Source organism: Metapseudomonas boanensis (assembly GCF_042232855.1).
GTDB lineage: Bacteria > Pseudomonadota > Gammaproteobacteria > Pseudomonadales > Pseudomonadaceae > Metapseudomonas > Metapseudomonas boanensis.
Genome location: NZ_CP113889.1, coordinates 3,431,195 through 3,449,952 on the forward strand (window position 1 = coordinate 3,431,195; position 18,758 = coordinate 3,449,952).

Genomic DNA, 18,758 nt, shown 5'->3' on the forward strand with positions numbered 1-18,758 from the left:
GAAGCCCCGCCGCGGCCACAAGCCGCGGCGGGGCTTCGTTTTTAATGATTGTTCAGTCGAGTGCGGGAAACCACATTCTCAGGGCTGCTTTCACGCGATTCCCGCTGCACGGACCAACTGGGGTAGAGCAAGGGGTGAGGGATGTCTGGATCAGCTCAGTGTTTATGCGCCTTGCCGTCCGGATGTACGTGCACGTCAGGTGCAGCCATCCCGTCATCCGCCAGTTCAGCTTCATGATGCCCTTTGCCTGAAGCGCTGTCGTCCGGGACCTGGTGTTCGTGCAGCTGGCTTTCACCACCGCCGTGCTGATGTCCACTGCTGCTGGCTACCAGTGCCTGGTACTGCCGCGCATCCATTTTGGGTAGTTGCTGCAGGAACGCGACCATGCCCCAGATGTATGGGTCTTCCATGCCTTTGCCCCAGGCTGGCATGCCACTGCCCTTGATCCCGTGCTTGATCACCCAGAAGGTTGCGGCTGGATTGCCATCGGTACCTTGTTTGCCCAGGTCCGGTGGCGTGGGGTAGAGGCTTTGGCTGAGTTCGGTAGGCTCGACTCCAGGCGCCAGGTGGCAGCCGACGCACATGGCGTCGTAGTTGCCTGCGCCGGCACGAATCAGGGCCCCGTCATTCAGGTTCGGGACCTGGATATCCCGTGAGCGGACCTCGATCGAGCGCTCCCGCACGGCGGTCAGGAAGGCATATACCGGTGCCGAGTGCGGGTCATCGGCACCGACGTTGATCCAACCGCTATAACCCACACCGGCCACCGCAGAGGTGGTGACCAGGCCGGCCACCGCCAGGACTTTCATTGTTTTTTTCATTGTTCAGGCTCAGAACCAGATTCGGATACCGGCGACGAAGCGAGCTTCATCGGTGTCTTCACCGTCCGCGCGGGTGATGTCTGCGGTGTTGCCGTAGCTGCGATTCCAAGTCACGCCGATGTAGGGCGCGAATTCGCGAATGATCTCATAGCGCAACCGCAAGCCAACCTCGGTATTGGCCAGCCCGGAGCCGACGCCGCGCTCATGGTCGTTGCGTCCATAGAAGTTCATCTCTGCCGTGGGCTGCAGGATCAGGCGGTTGGTGAGCAGGATGTCGTAGTCGCCTTCGAGGCGCAACGCACTTTGGCCGTTCTCGCCGAGAAAAGCCGTGGCCTCGGTTTCGAGGCCATAGAAGGGCATGCCCTGCACACCGAGCGCGGCCCAGGTTTGTGGCTCACCAGGCTTGAAGTCCTGGCGCACTCCAGCCACGGTTTCCCACCACGGGCCGATGGCGTGGCCCCAGAGCGCCTGGAGCTCAGCGTCTTCGGTCTTGCCGTTGGTGCGCTCGCCTTCCGAGCGCAGCCACAGGCGATCGACATCGCCGCCGATCCAGCCGGAGGCGTCCCAGTTCAGCACGCTGCCTTCGTCAGCATCCTGGTATTCGAACTTGTCCAGCAGGAAGAAGCTGTTGATCGCGCTGTCATGCACACCATGCCCCGGCAGCGGTGGAAAGGCGGCGGCCCGGTCCGCATCGGTCAGTTCCGGGACATATGCGCCGGTGGCGGCCCCGGCAGCTTGCCCATGGTTCATCTGGCTGTGATCCATCGTGCTGTGGTCCATCTGGCCATGGTCCATGGCAGGCGCCGGCTCGTGGTCCATGCTGGAGTGATCCATGGTTTGCGCTGCGCTGACCGGGCCGAAGAGGCTCAGGGTGATGGCCAATGCGACCAGGGCAGGGCGTGGTTGGCTATTGGTCATCTTTACGATCCGTGTCCGCCGTCTTGGCATTCTGGCCCGCAGCCTTGGAGCCGTGCTGCATCATTTGGCCATGGTTCATCATCTGCTCGTGGTTCATGTCGCCATGAGGCATCGACTCCATCATCTTGTCGTGGCTCATCTGTCCATGATCCATCTGGCCGTGGTTCATCACCTGCGAGCCGCTGGCCGGGCCTTTCTGATGGTCTTCATGGGTGTGGCTGCTCGCCAGTACGGTGGGCGTCAGCAGGGCCAGCGCCAGCGCGGCACCGACCAGCGTCGAGGTTTGGGCAGTCTTGTTCATTTTCAGTTCTCCTTCATTCGTCCACGCGGACTTCGCGGAACATGCCCATTTCCATGTGGAAGAGCAGGTGGCAGTGGTAGGCCCAGCGTCCGAGCGCGTCCGCAGTCACGCGGTAGCTGCGCTTGGAGCCTGGCGGCATGTCGATGGTGTGCTTGCGGACCAGGAAGTTGCCGTGCTCGTCCTCCAGGTCGCTCCACATCCCGTGCAGGTGGATGGGGTGGGTCATCATGGTGTCGTTGACCAGGGTGATGCGCAGGCGTTCGCCGTACTTGAGGCGCAGTGGCTCGGCGTCGGAGAACTTGATGCCGTCGAATGACCAGGCGAAGCGCTCCATGTGCCCGGTCAGGTGCAGCTCGATGGTGCGCCCCGGTTCGCGCCCGTCCGGGTCAGGGAAGGTGCTGCGCAGGTCGGCGTAGGTCAGTACGCGACGGCCGTTGTCGCGCAGGCCGATGCCAGGATCGTCCAGCTTGGGCACAGGCGTCATGGTCTGCATGTCCACCAACGGATTGTTGCTCTCCGAGGCCGGATGCGCCTGCATCTGGCTGCCCGAGCCACTGGCCTGGCCATGGTCCATGCCCGCCATGTTCGAGTGATCCATGCCGGCCATCTGGCTGTGGTCCATCCCGGCCATGGCTGAGTCATCTGTCGCGGCCATGTCATGGCCCATGGCGCCGTGGTCCATGCCCATGTCGGCCATGCTGATCAGCGGGCGTGGGTCTGGCTCCGGTACCGCAGCACTCAAACCTTCGCGTACTGCCAGGGTGCCGCGGGCGTAGCCGGTGCGGTCCATGGATTGGGCGAAGATGGTATAGGCCTCGGCGCTGCTGGGCTCGACGATCACGTCATAGGTTTCGGCGACGGCCATGCGGATTTCATCCACGCTCACCGGCGCCACATACTGGCCGTCGGCGGCGACGACCGTCATCTTCAGGCCCGGAATACGCACGTCGAAGTAGCTCATGGCCGAGCCGTTGATGAAACGCAGGCGGAGCTTTTCGCCGGGGCGGAACAGGCCTGTCCAGTTGCTGTCAGGCGCCTGGCCGTTCATCAGGTAGGTGTAGGTGGCCCCACTGACGTCGGCGAGGTCTGTGGGGCTCATCTTCATCTCGGCCCACATCTTGCGGTCGGCTGTGGCTGTGGCCCAGCCCTTGTCGCTGACATCGTCGATGAAGTCGCCCAGTGTGCGCTTGTGATGGTTGTAGTAGTCCGACTGCTTCTTCAGCTTGGCCAGCACGCGCGAGGGGTTCTCATCGGTCCAGTCGCTCAGCATCACCACGTAGTCGCGGTCGTACTGGAAGGGCTCCGGCTCTTTCGGGTCGATCACGATGGGGCCGTATACGCCCACCTGCTCCTGGAACCCGGAGTGGCTGTGATACCAGTAGGTACCGTGCTGCTTCACCTGGAAGCGGTACTCGTACATCCCGTCGGGAGCGATGCCATGGAAGCTCAGGCCCGGCACGCCGTCCATGTTGGCCGGCAGGATGATGCCGTGCCAGTGGATGGAGGTGTCCTCATCCAGGCGGTTGCGCACCCGCAGCGTCACTGTGTCGCCCTCGCGCCAGCGCAGTAGCGGCGCGGGCAGCGAGCCGTTGATGGTCTTGGCGGTACGTGGCGTGCCGGTGAAGTTCACCTGGGTCTCGCCAATGAACAAATCGAATTCGGTGCCGCTCAGCACAGTTGGCTGACCCGGGCTGGTTACCGCCCAGACCGGGCTGCGCCATAGGCCCAGGCCACCGAGGATGCCGCCGGCGGCCAGGCCTTTGACGAAGGTCCGCCGCGAGGTTTTGCACTGCATGCCATTCCAATCCAGTCAGTCAGGAGAATCGCCGCAGCCTCGAAGGCATGCGGCCAGTCCGTGCAAGTTGCCACATCAGAAGGCGAGAGGTGATTACATTTCTGTCAGCTAGGTAGTGCGCGGGCTCGACGGCTGGGACGTGAGGGCAGAGGCACGAATGGCTCCATCGTCTTCGGATGGTCCCTTTTTATTGAGAAGTGCGGAGGCGCTCAGTAGGCGCCGCCTGTCGGCGGCGCCTTGGGGGCTGCTAGTCCTGGCGACTGGTGACTTCCAGCAGGTGGAAGCCGAACTGGGTTTTCACAGGGCCTTGTACGATGTTGAGTGGAGCGCTGAATACGACGGTGTCGAACTCCTTGACCATCTGGCCAGGGCGGAAGGAACCGAGGTTGCCTCCGTCTCGGCCGGAGGGGCAAGTGGAGTGCTGTTTGGCTAATTCAGCGAAGTCGGCGCCGGCTTCGATGGCGGCTTTGAGCTCGTTGCACTTGGCTTCAGTGGCAACCAGGATGTGGCGGGCGGTGGCTCGGGCCATGGTGGGGTACTCCTTGCAATTGAGCTTGCAGAGCCTAGCGGAATCGGTGGGTGATTCAAGGTGCTTCGTCAGGGGACGTCGGGATGTTGGGCATCGCTGGACTCAGCGCCATTCTGCGGTTGGGCTTTGGGCTGTAATCGCGAATGAACTCGCTAACCCAGGCGCTCGGTGCGCTGCCTTTCCCAAGGCCCCGGCTGTGGCTCGTGAACAGGATCATGTCTGTGCGCATGGAGCAAAGTCCTGTTCCGGTCGAGCGGTGGCATCAGCCTTGCGAGCTCGTATCAATGGCCAGAACAACTCCTCCTGCCCGCTCACTTGCGCGAGGTGTTCGATACCGTGGCCGGTGGGCGCCTGCCCCTGCTGACTCGCCACGCGGGCATGCTGGAACGGCTCACCCAGGAGCCGGACACGCGCATCGCCCGTCACGCCAGCTCAGCGGCTGGGCGGGGAAAAGTCGCGACCAGCGTCCGGCATGCCTTGGCACGGGGTGAAGTACCCAGCCTGGAAACCCAGGCCGAAACCCTCCACCAGAGCGCCCGCACCCTGCGTCGCCGCCTTGACGAGCAAGGCCTGACTTTCCGCCAACTGCTCGACCCGGTACGCGCAGAACTGAAACAGCACCTCGAACTACAAGGTGAAAGCCGCTCCGAGATTGCCATGCAGCTGGGATGCAGCGACGTGGCTGCGTATCTGCATGTGCGGAAACGGTGGCGGGGCAAGGGGTGATTGAGGGAAGGGGATATTCCGCTTCTGGCTGAGCCCACATATTTATGACATCTTCGCGAGCGTTTTCCGCAAGGTGTTTCGAATATGAACCTTGAACCGCTCGCTTGCCGCTATTTGCCGGCGGGCTTTCCAGAACCTGCTGCTGCAAGAGGATCAAGCAGGGAATGGCCGGTCTCGGCGTTTCGCTACGGGATCGCGATGGTGGGTATCGTATCGCTCCTGACACTCGCTGGTTGCGGCACGCGCCTCGCTCAGGAGGCCCCACCCAACCCGGCCGAAGTGCGGGCAAAGATCGTACGGCTGATGCCGGCCAAAACGCCTGACCGACAGGGCTGGGCGACTGATATCTACGCGGCATTCGCAGCGCAGGACATCCCGCCGACCACGGAGAACCTCTGTGCTGTGTTGGCCGTCACAGAGCAGGAGTCGACCTTTCAGACCGACCCCTCGGTGCCGGGGCTGGCGAAGATCGCGCGGCAGGAGATCGACCGCCGGGCGGCGAAGCTGCATGTCCCCAGCTTCCTGGTGAACGCCGCGCTGGGGATCGATTCGCCCTCAGGCAAAACTTATAGTCAGCGGCTGAAAACCGTCCGCACAGAGAAGCAACTGAGTGCGATCTTCGATGACTTCATCGGCATGGCTCCCATGGGCCAGAAGCTGTTCGGCAACTTCAACCCGGTGCAGACCGGTGGGCCGATGCAGGTCAGCATCGCCTTTGCCGAAAGTCAGGCGCGGGGCTACCCCTACCCGGTGAAGGGCTCCATCCGCCAAGAGGTGTTCAGCCGAAGGGGTGGCATGTATTTCGGCATCGCTCACCTGTTGGGCTACCCGGTCAGTTACGGTCGGCCGCTCTTTCGATTTGCCGATTTCAATGCCGGGTGGTACGCAAGCCGCAACGCCGCCTTCCAGGCGGCGGTCAGCCGGGCCTCCGGTATACCGCTGGCGCTCGATGGCGACCTGATCATCCACGGCTCTCGGATCCCAGGCTCGACTGAGCTCGCCGTACGTACCTTGCGCAAGCATCTGGACTTGAGCGACAGCGCCATTCGGCGCGACCTGGAGCAGGGCGATCAACTGGCCTTCGAAGACACCAGACTCTATAAGCGCGTGTTCGCGCTGGCCGAGAAAGTCGAACGCAAGCGATTGCCCCGTGCCGTGCTGCCGGGCATCACCCTGAAAAGCCCCAAGATCACCCGCAATCTCACCACAGCCTGGTTCGCCAATCGCGTCGATGAGCGTTATCGACGCTGCATGGCGCGCGCCGGCAAGTGAGGTGGTGAGGGCTTTCGTACGCTGGCCTGCCGAGCCGCCCCATGGGGCGGCCGTCGGGTGAGCCCGGCTGAGCTCCGAGGGCATCGTCGGGATGCTGGTCAACACCTGCATCGCGTCCACTGGCAAGTTTGCGGCCGAACTGGGTTATCACGTGTGGAAAATTCGTGCCGGCGCTTTGCCCCGACCAGGCCCTGAACCATCACAGCCCGGGCCTTGCTTCCTTCCTCAAGCCTCTGGTGGTCGCTTCAGGCTGCTCAGGACCGGGTTTCCACGACCCGATAGCAGGGCACATAGGCCGCGCCGCCGGGCAGCTTCATCCGGTGCTGCTCGACGAATGCCTGTAGCAGGTGATCGAGCGGCTTCATCACGGCCGCATCGCCTTGGATCTCGTAAGCACCATGCTGCTCGATCAGGCGGATACCCTTGTCTTTCACGTTGCCCGCGACAATGCCGGAGAAGGCGCGACGCAGGTTGGCCGCCAGTTCGTGGGGCGCCAGGTTCTGGCTGAGCTTCAGGCTGGCCATATTGTCGTGTGTGGGGTCGAACGGGCGCTGGAAGCTCTCGTCGACCTTCAGCAGCCAGTTGAAGTGGAAAGCGTCATTGCGCTCGCGACGGAACTGCTTCACCTCTTTAAGGCCCTGGGCCATCTGCACGGCCACCTGGGCTGGGTCGTTGATGATGATCTGATAACGCTGCTGGGCGGCCTCCCCCAGGGTCGCGCCGACGAACGCGTGCAGTTGCTGCAGATAGGGCGCGGCGCTCTTCGGCCCGGTCAGGATGACGGGGAAGGGGAGGTCGCGGTTGTCCGGGTGCATCAGGATGCCGAGAAGGTAGAGGAACTCCTCGGCCGTGCCGGCGCCGCCGGGGAAGATGATGATGCCGTGGCCGACACGTACGAAGGCCTCAAGGCGTTTCTCGATGTCTGGCAGGATCACCAGTTCGTTGACGATCGGGTTGGGCGCCTCGGCGGCGATGATGCCGGGCTCCGTCAGGCCCAGGTAGCGGCCGCCGTGGATGCGTTGCTTGGCATGGGCGATGGTGGCGCCCTTCATCGGTCCCTTCATGACGCCGGGGCCACAGCCGGTGCAGATATCCAGGTGGCGCAGGCCCAGTTCGTGACCGACCTTCTTGGTGTACTTGTACTCTTCGGTGCTGATCGAGTGGCCGCCCCAGCACACCACGATCTTTGGCTCCACTCCGGGGCGCAGGGTGCGAGCGTTGCGCAGCAGGTGGAAGACGTAGTCGGTGATGCCCTGGGAGCTGTCCAGGTCGATGCGTCGGCTCTCCAGCTCATTCTCGGTGTAGACGATGTCGCGCAGGGCGCTGAACAGCATCTCGCGCGTGCTGGCAATCATCTCTCCATCGACGAAGGCATCCGCCGGTGCGTTGAGCAGCTCCAGGCGCACCCCGCGGTCCTGCTGGTGAATGCGAACCTCGAAGTTCCTATAGGCATCGAGGATGGTCTTGGCGTTGTCGACGTGAGCGCCGGTATTGAGGATTGCCAAGGCGCACTGGCGGAACAGCGCGTACATGCTGCCTGAGCCGGCTTCGCTCAGTTGCTGTACTTCGCGTTGAGAAAGTGTTTCCAGGCTGCCTTTCGGGCTTACTTGAGCGTTGATGACGGGTCTTGGGGGCATTCTAGGTTCCATGTGTTTTGCCAACGAGCCGGGAAGGGGCCATTGCACCAGATGGTGGGCTCCGAACGCGGTCTCGCGCTGCTCGTTTGGCTGGTAGTTTGCCGTCTGGGCATCGCGATGTCACAAGTCGTGCTTGAGTCTTTGCTCTAGAACGCGTGGGTGAGCGACAAGGAGGTTCTTGAAACTCGGACCGGCAAACTCCGGAAATTGCTCTAAATGGCTCGATCGGATGATGGTCGACATCCGCTACTGCTCCAATTCCAGGCCTCCCAGGTAGCCGTGCACCTCCTGTTTCAGCCCCTTTTCGCCTGCTTATCCTGTCGACGTTCTTGACGCCTATACTCAAGAAACCATGGTCGGACGTAGTGGACGTTCCGTTGGATAGGGGGCTGGGATAACTGCGAAAGTGCCAACTGCAGTTTGTCAGGAGGAAGAGAGCAGCCTACCTGGGCGATAGCTGAATCCTTATGAGCGATGTGAAGCGCTCGCTCGAAACCGATCCGATGGCGGTGACCATACCGCTGTCCAGTCTGTTATAGGAGCGCGCGATGTTGCGCTGGCGTGCCCTGATCGTCGCCTTCATGGTGGCGGTGGGGGGATGCGCCACTTCAGAGCGTAGCCAAGAGCCGGCTCCGCCGATAATCGTACCGCAGAGCACCTGGCGACAGGTCGACAGTCAAATCGTCGCCGCATCACGTTCCGCGACGGAACGGGCCAACACCTACGCACATGAATCCATGGAGAGCTGGATGGACCTTGTCTACCAGCGCACTGACGCAGAATTCATCCCGTGGTTTACCAGCTACTGGACCCAGCAATGGCTGACCCTGAAGGTGGCCTGGTACAAGCTGGGTGCAGAGGGCGAGATAGATCCGACCGTAGATCGGATTTCCATCTATCTCCAGGAGCAATACCAGGATCGTGTGCTGGACCCCGTGGCTGAGGAGATCGATCCGATCAAGGTCATGGACCAGGCGACAAAGCTCTACGTCCAGCTCCTTGGAAAGCAAATTCAGGGAATCCCCCAGCGCTACGGCGTTCCTCTGGATCAATTCGACCGGCGGCTGCAAGGCATCCCGGCGATCGCACTGGCACCCTCCACAACCCACAGTGCCTCGCTTTACCAGGTCATTCACGCCGATCCGCTCGACGAGCTACCCGCCTACCTGGCCCTGATCGATCGCGTTCGCGGTAGCTCTGCTCGCGAGGGCACGGGCGTATCGCCGGCTGGCATATCTACCGTGGCGAAACAGACCAGCGAAGAATTGGCAGCCGAACTCGTCACCCGCGGCGCTGCAAGCGCCGTTTCCGCGTTGGCCGGACGCGTCGCTGGCACATTGATATCCCTGGGAGTCGCAGGCTTCAGCTTCATCTCGAAGGAGAACGCGAGACCGGGAGTCGAAGCGCATCTTCGAAAAAGCTTGAACGATGACTTTGACGAAGAGTGGCTCGAGCTGATGCGCAACCCCGATACGGGGGTGATGGCAGGGGTCAATTACTTGTCAGGACAAATTGAAGGCCATCTCCGCAGACCCGACACCCTCATACCTGACTTCAAATCCACACCAGAGCCGGCACCGTTGCCAGTCGAGTGATCGCCTCCGGGGGGAGGGAATTTTGGGTGATCCAGCTGATGAGGTCTCCCCAGGCCTGCCCCGATCAAGGCGCTCTACTCGATAGGCCTGGACACTGGGTCTTACGAGTTGACGCAGATATAGCCACTCGTATCGTGTGCCTTTCCTTGGAGTACCGTTGGCGCAGCTCCAACTTGGAACCGTGCGTTGTGATTGATATGGATCAAGGATCTTCGCTCATCGAAGTTCAAGGTGAAAACAATCAATCAGGAGGCAAGTCATGGCTCATACTCGAATCCTGTTTCGCGGTGCCGCCCGTGAGAAGATTTTGCAGGGGGCTACCCAGTTGGCTGATGCAATCAGGGTGACGTTGGGCCCGAAATCGAAATCGGTGCTGATCCAGAAAAAGTGGGGAATGCCGATTGTCTGTAACGACGGGGTCACCATCGCCAAGCAGGTAAACCTGCCAGACCCGGATGAGAACCTTGGCGCCCAGATGCTTCGCCAGGCTGCCGAGCGAACCGGCGAGTTGGTGGGCGACGGTACCAGTACAGCGACCATTCTCGCCCATGCGATCTTTGCCGATGGTGTGCGCAACGTGGTGGCCGGCGCCAGTGCCATCGATCTCAAGCGCGGGCTGGATCGAGGCTTGCAGATCGCTCACGACTCCCTCCGCGCCCAGTCTCGGACGGTGCGCACGCGCAAGGAGAAGGCGCAGGTTGCGACAATTTCCGCGCATAACGACAGTCTGATCGGCGATCTGGTCGCCGATGCCATCGAAAAGGTCGGCAATGAGGGGGTCATCACCGTCGAAGAGTCCAAGACGACCGAAACGCTGGTGGAAGTCGTGGAGGGGATGCGCTTCGAGCGGGGTTATGTATCGCCCTATTTCATTACCGATACTGAAAAGATGCAGGCTGTTCTGGAGGATGCATACCTGCTGCTATGCGACCAGAAGATCAGCCTGCTGCAGGACCTGATTCCTTTGCTGGAACTGATCGCCAAGAGCGGCCGCCCCCTGTTGTTCATTGCTGAGGACATAGAAGGGGAGGCGCTTGCGACGCTGATCGTCAATCAAGTGCGTGGCATCCTTCATGCGGTTGCGGTGAAAGCGCCGGGCTTTGGTGACCGACGCAAGGAATCTTTGCAGGATATCGCCGTGCTTACGGGGGGACAGGTGATTTCCAGCGAATTGGGCATTCGACTCGAGCAGGTGGAGTTGGGCTTGCTCGGCCGGGCACGCAGGGTGGTCGTGGACCGTGATAGCACTACCCTGATCGGCGGCGCCGGCGAGCGCAAGGCAATCGAAGCACGGATGCAGCAGATCCGCATGTTGATGGAGCAATCCTCCAGCAGCTATGACAAGGAAAAGCTTCAGGAACGCCTCGCCAAGCTTTCCGGTGGGGTTGGCGTAATTCGGGTCGGAGCGCCCAGCGAAGCCGAGATGAAGACCCGCAAGGACGCCTTGGACGACGCTATATCGGCAACGAAGGCCGCAATTGCTGAGGGGATCGTACCTGGTGGCGGACTGGCTTTGCTGCGCGTTGTCGCTGCACTGGATCAGGAGATCACTCAGGCAACGGGCGATGAGCGGACGGGGCTGCAGATTCTTCGTCAGGCCCTGGAGGCTCCTGCCAGGACGATTGCGCAGAATTCGGCCGTGGATGCCGGTGTGGTTGTGGCAAGGATGCTCGCTGAGACCGGAGATATTGGCTTCGATGCATCCAGCAACCGCTATGTCGATATGTATGAAGCCGGCATCATCGATCCGACCAAGGTGATACGCGTAGCATTGGAAAACGCGGTCTCGGTCGCCAGCGTGCTGCTATTGACCGAGGCGACAATGACTGAGAACCCTGACAAGGAATCTGTGGAGCCGCCGATGCCGGAGTGATTCGTCAGCCACATGGGTTGAACAGGAGAATGCCACGTGGTCGCCAATTCACCTCGGATCCCTCCTCCAGGCCTGTTACTTACAGATCTCTATCAATTGACGATGCTGCAAGCCCATTTCGAGCGCGGGATCAATTCGCGACCATGCCAGTCCCGCTGTATGGGTTGCAGGCCGGAGCCAGCTACCCAGTGAACGTGGCGCCGGCCCTGTAGGCACTTGCCCGGGAGGCTGATCGCGTGAGCGGACCGGACGTCGAAAAGCCAGCTCGTTGGAGCAATTCCACGCCTGATCCTTGCATGGCCGCCAACGAAGCGGCCAGTGAACCGTCGAAGTCGATTGCGCGGCAAGCCTGCTGCAAAAGGACCACCTCGAAGCCGCCTCGACGGGCATCTAGTGCTGAATAGAACACGCAATAATCCGTGGCCAGCGCTGCCAGGAACAAGCGCTTGAAACCTCGTCCGTGCAGATAGCCACCCAGGCCAGGCATCAACTGGACTGGGTGGCGCCGAGCAGTTCGGCCAGCAGCTTCGCCGATCGGACTTTGTTGCGAGAGGGCACCATCAGGTGGTCGAGGTGAATGGTCATCCTGTTCTCCAGCACGGGGAGAGGCCACGTGACGTGCGCTCAAACTTGACTGAAGAGCAAGTACGCAGCATTTGCCCGTTCGCCGAGCAGCATGTCTTTGCTCATTTCATTTAATTATCGAGATGAAATGACTGAAGATCGAATTGCCTCGCAACGTTTTTGATTGGCTTTCGTCAATCTGCCATCAATCGCTCCGAAAGGTATCGCCTGGGGACGTCGTCCAGAAACCGCCCGGCATTTCCATGACGCTTGATCGTATCGTCACGCGTTGTGGTGTGCGGGATGTCAGCTGAAGTGGATATCGCTCAAATCGATCGAAACCAGCATGTTGTCCGTCAACGCCTGGTTATCCGGTCCCAGTCTGAAAGCCCGGCGCTTGGTGGGGAGGCGGATACCATCTGCCTCGATGTAGTCATGAACATACTGCGCGGCAGCGAATCCTCCGGCTACATCCACGCTGTAGTCATGTCGGCGAAGCAGAAAGTCACGATCGAAGTAGAAATCCTGAACTTCGCTGTGCGTCGCGATCGATCCAGGAAACCGTACGCGCAGCCGGCGCCACTGCTCGTCTCCCTCTCGCCAGGGGGCCAGCTCTTGAGACATGACTCCGGGCAGAATCAGGAGAAATGGCGTGGTCAGGTAAGTCCATAAAGCGTAACCATTGAAATATGCCCTATGGAGCGGATCCCAAGGTGTATCCATCTGGTGCTTGGCAAACGAGTCACGCGGGTTCAAGCGTTCAGCGACAACCTCTCCGCCAAGCGTCTCGATCGCAATGCGCTCCGGGGTGAAGGCTGTTCTCTGGTCGGGCGCACCGAAGGGCATCACGGATGCCTTCTGTTCATGGAGCGATATGGTCATCAGCCGTGGTGCGGAGTCTTGCTTCAACCCCTTCATGCCCCACAAGGTGCCACCCGTCACGATGGTCGCTTGGCCCTGCTGCAACGTCATCCAGCGCTTCAATCCACCGTGGGCATTGATGATCTGGTTGGTGAACTCGCTCATTACTTTCTCCTGCATGCTGCTCAAGCCATTTCTCTCGACCTGACAACCCTTTTGATAGTTGCCTGACGGTCAGATTGCCTTGTGGCCAGCGCGATAACGTTCGGCGGGTACGTGTCTCGAAAGATTAGGCATGAGTTTTTGTCGTGCGGCTTGGTAAGCATCCCAATCGGCCACCTCCGGCAACGAGGGGATGGTGAAAAGTTCTCCTTGATCGAGGCCTGCCAACGCCGCGTCCACCACGTCTTGCGCCTGCATCACGATCTCGCCTGGCAGGTATTCGACCGGAGTGCCGGCAATTTCCCAGAACTCAGTCGCGATTGCGCCCGGCACAACCACCTGGATACGAACATTCTTGTCCGCTAATTCATGGTTCAGTGATTGGCTGAATGCCAGCACAAATGCCTTGGTGCCATCGTAAACACCGTTGAGGAGCTCTGGTGCGATGCCGACGATCGAGGCGATATTGATGATCATCCCTCCTTTGCGAGCGACGAGCCCCGGCGTTATGGCATAGGTCAGCCGAGTAAGCGCGGTCACGTTCAGCCCGATCATCTGCGTCATCTTCTCGATGTCGGACTCCAGGAGCGGCGCTGTCGCCCCCATGCCGGCATTGTTGACGAGCACCGTGATGCGGGAGTCGGTTCGGAGCAGATGTTCAACGCGCGCAAGGTCGGATTCGTCATTGAGGTCTGCGGTGACCACCTCGATCGTGCGCCCGGTCTGCTCGACCAGCCTTTGCGCAAGCTGCTCCAGTCGATCGCGACTGCGCGCCACCAGAACCAGGTCGTAACCGCGCCGAGCCAACCCATGCGGACAATTGAGCCGGGCAGATCCCAAAGTCGCCGCGACCGTGCAAAGCCTTCGGTCGCAGCGGCGAAGGTGAGGTAAACCTGGCAGCCGAACTGCTCAGCGGTCCATCTCGATCACTGTTTTCCCTTGGCCGAGGCCTTCGGAAACCTGGCGGAAGGCTTCATTGACATCGTGAAGCCCGAAGCGGCGTTGATCCACATTTACCTTCAATTGCCCAGCATCCGCCATGGCTGCCGCTTCGCGCAGGATCATGCCGTGGTGCTGTCGCCCCTTGCCCGTGAGCAGTGGCATGAGGGTAAACACTCCGGAATAGCTCGCACCACGGAACGACAAGGGCGCCAGACTGTGCTGGCCCCAGCCCAGGCAGCTGAGCACATGCCCGGTATAGACCTTCACGGCGTTGAACGACGCATTCAGGGTCGCTCCGCCTACCGTGTCATAAACGATGTCGAATCCCTCGCCCCCGGTATAACGCTTGAGATAGTCCTCCACGGTCTGGGCCCGGTAGTCGATCCCGGTCGCACCCAGCTCGCGGATGAAGTCCAGGCTGGTCGCCGAACCAGTGGCATAAACGCGGGCCCCCCTGGCCTTTGCCAGTTGCACAGCCGCATGGCCGACCCCGCCTGCGCCACCATGGATCAACACCTGTTGGCCGGTTCGGACATTGGCGCGATCCACCAGCCCCTCCCAGGCGGTAATGAACACCAATGGCAGCGCCGCCGCTTCGCGCATGCTCAATGCCCGGGGCTTGGGCGCGATCAGTCGGGCATCCACGACGATGTACTCGGCCAGGGTGCCCTGGATGCCACCGATACCCCCGGCCATGCCGAATACTTCATCTCCAGGGGCGAAACCGTCTACGCCGTCTCCCAGCTCGGTCACCGTACCGGCCAGGTCCATGCCCAATATTGCCGGCAGCGGCTGCCGGGCATGACCCGCTTGCCCCGCGGCGATCTTCGTATCCAGAGGATTGACGGCCGCAGCCTGTACCTTGATCAACACTTCCCCTGTGCCTGGAACGGGCCGGGGGATGTTGTGCACTACAAGCTTGGCGTGGGCGGATTCGGCAATGGCAGCGAGCATCGTGTGATTCATGGCGGTAAACCTCCGGTCAGTGGATGGGCTCATCTTCCCCGCGCCGGTGTATTCCGATAAGAAAGCAAAAGTTGATTAGATTTATTCCGTACAAAGGGGAAATTGCTCGATGGACCTCTTCGATTCCATGCGCGTTTTCATGCGAGTAGTCGAGCGCGGCTCGTTTTCGGCTGTCGCCAGGGAGTTGAACCTCGGCCAGCCCGCGGTGAGCAAGCAGATCCGTGCTTTGGAGGAGTACTTAGGTGGTGCGCTCTTCGCACGCAGCACGCGGCAGCTATCCCTGACCGACCAGGGGCAGCGGTTTTACGCAGAGAGCCAGAGCATTCTCGCCAGCCTGGAGGCTGCCACGCTCAATTTCGCCAGTGGGCAGGAGCAAATCGCCGGACCGTTGCGGGTGGCGGCGCCGGTCAGCTACGGACGATTGTGCATCGCACCGCTGGTGTGCGAGTTTCTAGAGCGCTATCCGCGCGTTCAGATGGACCTGCGACTGAACGACCAGAACGAAGATCTTCTCAGGGAGAACATCGATGTTGCGATTCGCATTGGCGTGGTGAAGAGCGAAAGGCTGGTCTCGGTTTCCCTTGGAAACACCCTGCGCCAGGTGTATGCCACGCCGGCGTACCTAAGCCGCCATGGCACGCCTGGCAAGCCCGCTGACCTCTCGCACCATAACTGCCTGGGCTTCACATTGCTGGAACACTACGATGTCTGGCGCTTCAGCCGTGACGGCGAGGAGCACAGCGTCAGTATCAAGGGGAACGTCACCAGTAATAGCAGCGAGGCCATCCGGGAAATGGTTCTGGCTGGCCTGGGAATTTCCCTTTCCCCCGAGTGGTTGTTCGCCGCGGATGTCCGGCAAGGGGCGGTCGCCACCATCCTTGCCGAATATCAACCTGTTGCGCTCCCTGTAAGCGCGGTTTTCAGTCACGACCGGCGCCGTTCTGCGCGGACTCGGGCATTCGTGGACTTCCTTCGGGAGCGACTCTAACGGGATCAAGCAGAGGACGATGCTAGAACCAACTGGGCTGGATCGACCTCTATTCGCTCAACGAACCCTGAGCGGCTAGTTGGGAATCCCAATGGGATTCCCATAGCCCGGTCAGGCTGTCTGGAGGGCCGGTATCCTGCTGCTCGCAGCGGCTTCCTTGTACTCGGCGATCTGGTCGAAGGACAGGTAGCGGTAGATATCGGCCGCCATGCTGTCGATGTTCTTCGCGTAGGCCATGTACTCCTCGACGGTCGGCAGTTTGCCCAGGATCGAGGCAACGGCTGCCAGCTCGGCGGAGGCCAGGAACACGTCGGTCGCGTCGCCCAGGCGGTTCGGGAAGTTACGGGTGGAGGTGGAGACCACGGTGGAACCGGTCTGTACGCGCGCCTGGTTACCCATGCACAGCGAGCAGCCCGGCATTTCCATGCGCGCACCGGCCTTGCCGTAAATGCCGTAGTAGCCTTCTTCGGTCAGCTGGTGGGCGTCCATCTTGGTCGGCGGGGCCAGCCACAGGCGGGTCGGAATGCCCCCTTTGACCTTGTCCAGCAGTTTGCCGGCGGCGCGGAAGTGACCGATGTTGGTCATGCAGGAGCCGATGAACACTTCATCGATCTTGCGACCTTGCACGCTGGACAGCAGGCGGGCGTCGTCCGGGTCGTTCGGGGCGCAGAGTACCGGCTCCTTGACCTCGGCCAGGTCGATCTCGATGACGGCGGCGTATTCGGCGTCCGGGTCGGCTGCCAGCAGGTTCGGCTTGGCCAGCCAGGCTTCCATCGCCTGGGCGCGACGCTCCAGGGTCCGGGCATCGCCGTAGCCTTCGCCGATCATCCAGCGCAGCAGGGTGATGTTGGACCTCAGGTACTCGGCGATGGCCTCTTCCGGCAGCTTGATGGTGCAACCGGCAGCGGAACGCTCGGCCGAGGCGTCGGACAGTTCGAAAGCCTGCTCGACGGTCAGGTCGTTGAGGCCTTCGATCTCGAGGATGCGGCCGGAGAAGATGTTTTTCTTGCCTTTCTTCTCGACGGTCAGCAGACCGGCCTGGATGGCGTAGTAGGGGATGGCGTGTACCAGGTCACGCAGGGTGATCCCGGGCTGCATCTTGCCCTTGAAGCGCACCAGTACCGATTCCGGCATGTCCAGCGGCATTACGCCGGTGGCGGCGGCGAAGGCCACCAGGCCGGAGCCGGCCGGGAAGCTGATGCCGATCGGGAAGCGGGTGTGCGAGTCACCGCCGGTGCCGACGGTGTCTGGCAGCAGCATGCGGTTCAGCCAGCTATGGATGATGCCGTCGCCCACCTTGAGCGAGACGCCACCGCGATTGCGCATGAAGTCAGGCAGGCTGTGGTGGGTGCGCACATCCACCGGCTTCGGATAGGCGGCGGTGTGGCAGAAAGACTGCATCACCAGGTCGGCGGAGAAGCCGAGGCAGGCAAGGTCTTTCAGTTCGTCGCGGGTCATCGGGCCCGTGGTGTCCTGGGAGCCGACGGTGGTCATCTTCGGCTCGCAGTAGGTGCCTGGACGCACGCCCTGGCCTTCCGGCAGACCGCAGGCACGGCCGACCATCTTCTGCGCCAGGGTGAAGCCCTTGCCGCTGTCGGCCGGGGATTCCGGCATGTTGAACAGGTCGGAAGCACCCAGGCCCAGCTCGGCACGGGCCTTCTCGGTCAGGCCACGGCCGATGATCAGCGGGATACGGCCGCCGGCGCGAACTTCGTCAAGCAGCACGGGAGTCTTCAGTTCGAAGGTGGCCAGTTCCTCATCGCTGCCATGACGGCAGACTTTCCCGGCGTAGGGATAAACGTCAATCACATCGCCCATGTTGAGGTTGGCGACGTCGAATTCGATCGGCAGGGCGCCGGCGTCTTCCATGGTGTTGTAGAAGATCGGGGCGATCTTGTTGCCGAAGCAGAAGCCACCGGCGCGCTTGTTCGGCACGTTGGGGATGTCATCGCCGAAGAACCACAGCACCGAGTTGGTGGCGGACTTGCGGGAAGAGCCGGTACCGACCACGTCACCGACGTAGGCGACCGGGAAGCCCTTGGCCTTGACCGCTTCGATCTGCTGCAGCGGGCCGATGGAGCCGGGCTGGACCGGTTCGATGCCGTCGCGGGCCATTTTCAGCATGGCCAGGGCATGCAGCGGGATATCCGGGCGGGACCAGGCGTCCGGGGCCGGGGACAGGTCGTCGGTGTTGGTTTCGCCGGGGACCTTGAACACGGTCAGGGTGACTTTTTCCGGCACGGCGGGCTTGTTGACGAACCACTCGCCATCGGCCCAGGACTTGAGCACGGCTTGGGCGGCGGCGTTGCCTTGCTTGGCGCGTTCGGCGACGTCATGGAAGGCGTCGAACATCAGCAGGGTGTGCTTGAGTTGCTCGGCGGCGACGTTAGCCAGTGCAGCGTCGTCCAGCAGTTCCACCAGGGTGGCGATGTTGTAGCCGCCCTGCATGGTGCCCAGCAGTTCGGTGGCGCGGGCCTTGCTGATCAGCGGGGAATTGGCTTCGCCCTTGGCGATAGCGGAGAGGAAACCGGCTTTGACGTAGGCGGCTTCGTCGACGCCCGGCGGAACACGGTTGGTGATCAGGTCGAGGAGGAAGGCCTCTTCGCCGGCCGGCGGGTTCTTCAGCAGTTCGACCAGGCCTGCGGTTTGTTCGGCGTTCAGCGCGAGGGGCGGCAGGCCTTCCTCCGCGCGTGCTTTCACATGTTGGATATAGGTTTCAAGCACGGAGGAGTCTCCTGTCGTTGGTGCAAATGGGCGAGTGTTCCGGTTTGGGGCGGATCGGCTTCTGCGAACGAAAAATGTAGGAGC

At 61.5% G+C, this 18,758-nt stretch carries 15 protein-coding genes and 1 pseudogene; 5 read left to right on the plus strand and 11 right to left on the minus strand.

The genetic code is table 11. The annotated features are described in order from the left end of the window. Window positions 1-155: 155 nt before the first annotated feature. From OXH74_RS15965 to OXH74_RS15985, 5 genes are all read right to left on the minus strand, one after another. Window positions 156-821 carry a c-type cytochrome gene (locus OXH74_RS15965; protein WP_375737849.1) on the minus strand — a complete coding sequence of 222 codons (666 nt, stop codon included), beginning with the start codon at window positions 819-821 and terminating at the stop codon, window positions 156-158. A 9-nt stretch (window positions 822-830) separates the two neighbouring features. Continuing rightward, window positions 831-1,739, minus strand: a complete 909-nt coding sequence (locus OXH74_RS15970) for a copper resistance protein B (RefSeq protein WP_375737850.1) — start codon at window positions 1,737-1,739, stop codon at window positions 831-833. Then, complete coding sequence (locus OXH74_RS15975; protein ID WP_375737851.1) at window positions 1,729-2,040, minus strand: hypothetical protein; 312 nt, start codon at window positions 2,038-2,040, stop codon at window positions 1,729-1,731. Before OXH74_RS15975 ends, OXH74_RS15970 begins: the two co-directional genes overlap by 11 nt. Before the next feature lie 13 nt (window positions 2,041-2,053). Further along, window positions 2,054-3,835, minus strand: coding sequence for a copper resistance system multicopper oxidase (locus OXH74_RS15980; protein ID WP_375737852.1), 1,782 nt, complete (start codon window positions 3,833-3,835; stop codon window positions 2,054-2,056). A 247-nt stretch (window positions 3,836-4,082) separates the two neighbouring features. After that, window positions 4,083-4,364 carry a peptidylprolyl isomerase gene (locus OXH74_RS15985; RefSeq protein WP_375737853.1) on the minus strand — a complete coding sequence of 94 codons (282 nt, stop codon included), beginning with the start codon at window positions 4,362-4,364 and terminating at the stop codon, window positions 4,083-4,085. Window positions 4,365-4,679: 315 nt separating this feature from the next. On the opposite strand from OXH74_RS15985, the gene OXH74_RS15990 reads away from it, so the two are divergent. Together OXH74_RS15990 and OXH74_RS15995 are read left to right on the plus strand one after the other, a co-directional pair. Next, entirely contained in the window at window positions 4,680-5,090 is a 411-nt protein-coding gene (locus OXH74_RS15990; RefSeq protein ID WP_375737854.1) for a hypothetical protein, read from the plus strand. A gap of 198 nt (window positions 5,091-5,288) precedes the next feature. Continuing rightward, on the plus strand, window positions 5,289-6,362 hold the full coding sequence (locus OXH74_RS15995; RefSeq protein WP_375741631.1) for a DUF1615 domain-containing protein: 1,074 nt from the start codon (window positions 5,289-5,291) through the stop codon (window positions 6,360-6,362). Window positions 6,363-6,616: 254 nt separating this feature from the next. Here the strand turns inward: OXH74_RS15995 and ppnN are convergent, their stop codons facing one another. Then, window positions 6,617-7,999: a nucleotide 5'-monophosphate nucleosidase PpnN gene (gene ppnN, locus OXH74_RS16000; protein ID WP_375737855.1), complete on the minus strand. Its 1,383-nt coding sequence runs from the start codon at window positions 7,997-7,999 to the stop codon at window positions 6,617-6,619. A gap of 548 nt (window positions 8,000-8,547) precedes the next feature. Between ppnN and OXH74_RS16005 the strand changes: the two genes are divergently transcribed. Together OXH74_RS16005 and groL are read left to right on the plus strand one after the other, a co-directional pair. Next, complete coding sequence (locus OXH74_RS16005) at window positions 8,548-9,594, plus strand: hypothetical protein (RefSeq protein WP_375737856.1); 1,047 nt, start codon at window positions 8,548-8,550, stop codon at window positions 9,592-9,594. A gap of 259 nt (window positions 9,595-9,853) precedes the next feature. Then, on the plus strand, window positions 9,854-11,467 hold the full coding sequence (groL, locus tag OXH74_RS16010; protein WP_375737857.1) for a chaperonin GroEL: 1,614 nt from the start codon (window positions 9,854-9,856) through the stop codon (window positions 11,465-11,467). A 181-nt stretch (window positions 11,468-11,648) separates the two neighbouring features. Here groL and OXH74_RS16015 read toward each other — a convergent pair whose 3' ends face one another. The 4 genes and pseudogenes from OXH74_RS16015 to OXH74_RS16030 form a co-directional block, all read right to left on the minus strand. Continuing rightward, window positions 11,649-11,954 (minus strand): isochorismatase family protein, encoded by a 306-nt coding sequence (locus OXH74_RS16015; RefSeq protein ID WP_375737858.1) that lies wholly within the window; start codon window positions 11,952-11,954, stop codon window positions 11,649-11,651. A 383-nt stretch (window positions 11,955-12,337) separates the two neighbouring features. After that, on the minus strand, window positions 12,338-13,057 hold the full coding sequence (locus OXH74_RS16020; protein WP_375737859.1) for a hypothetical protein: 720 nt from the start codon (window positions 13,055-13,057) through the stop codon (window positions 12,338-12,340). A 69-nt stretch (window positions 13,058-13,126) separates the two neighbouring features. Next, a pseudogene (locus tag OXH74_RS16025) lies at window positions 13,127-13,861 on the minus strand (SDR family NAD(P)-dependent oxidoreductase); the annotation flags it as partial. A gap of 102 nt (window positions 13,862-13,963) precedes the next feature. Beyond that, entirely contained in the window at window positions 13,964-14,962 is a 999-nt protein-coding gene (locus OXH74_RS16030) for a zinc-dependent alcohol dehydrogenase family protein (RefSeq protein WP_375737860.1), read from the minus strand. Window positions 14,963-15,071: 109 nt separating this feature from the next. Between OXH74_RS16030 and OXH74_RS16035 the strand changes: the two genes are divergently transcribed. Then, window positions 15,072-15,950 carry a LysR family transcriptional regulator gene (locus OXH74_RS16035; protein WP_215376258.1) on the plus strand — a complete coding sequence of 293 codons (879 nt, stop codon included), beginning with the start codon at window positions 15,072-15,074 and terminating at the stop codon, window positions 15,948-15,950. Window positions 15,951-16,061: 111 nt separating this feature from the next. Here the strand turns inward: OXH74_RS16035 and acnB are convergent, their stop codons facing one another. Next, on the minus strand, window positions 16,062-18,674 hold the full coding sequence (acnB, locus tag OXH74_RS16040; RefSeq protein ID WP_375737861.1) for a bifunctional aconitate hydratase 2/2-methylisocitrate dehydratase: 2,613 nt from the start codon (window positions 18,672-18,674) through the stop codon (window positions 16,062-16,064). Window positions 18,675-18,758: the final 84 nt, after the last annotated feature.